At 69.0% G+C, this 659-nt stretch carries 1 pseudogene; it reads right to left on the bottom strand.

Going from position 1 to position 659, the window contains the following annotated elements:
- Nucleotides 1-66: 66 nt before the first annotated feature.
- A pseudogene (locus tag ACFVVX_RS35435) lies at nt 67-659 on the bottom strand (hypothetical protein); the annotation flags it as partial.

Raw genomic sequence — 659 nt, 5'->3', positions numbered from 1 at the left:
GCTCCCGGGGAGGGAGTCGGGCCGCGGCGTCGGGGCAGGGCGGGGGCCGGTGGGAGCGGCCTCCGGTCAGGAGACGAGCTTGATGACCGCCTCCGCCGCGGCCTTGCCCGCCGCGGACACGATCGCCTTCACCAGGTCGCCGAGGGCTCCCGTGACGCCGGCCGCGAGGGTGTCCGTCGCGTCCAGTTCGGCCTTGAAGGTGCCGTTGAGGATGCCGTCCCACTTCTCGGTGATCTTCGGGTTGTTGCCGGTGAACGTGAAGTCGTCGTTGCGGTCCGGGGTGCCGAACGGCAGCCCGGCGATGGTCCCTTCGGTGTGGCCGGAGTGCTGGAAGGTGAACACGGTTCCGTCCGACGCCATCACGGCGGCGGTGATCGTGTAGTCGATGTTGTCGAAACCGCTGTCGTGTGCGTGCGTGCTGAACGAGAAGAAGCCGTCCTGCCGCATCACGACGTGCGCCGAGCCTCCGATGGCGATGTCGGTGGTGACATCCTGGTCGAAGTTCTTGCTCGACGTGTCGTACCAGAACCGGTCCTGGACGGAGGCGTCGCCGCCGACGTACCAGACCTCCATGCTGCCGGGGATACGCGACACCGCCGCCACCCCGCCATTGGTGGAGGCACTGCCGCCGGGCGCCAGCTCGAAGGCCTGCCAGGCAG

Source organism: Kitasatospora sp. NPDC058170 (assembly GCF_042883905.1).
Lineage (GTDB): Bacteria > Actinomycetota > Actinomycetes > Streptomycetales > Streptomycetaceae > Kitasatospora.
Note: the sequence above shows the minus strand (reverse complement) of the source record. Positions and strands in the feature narration are given on the sequence as shown.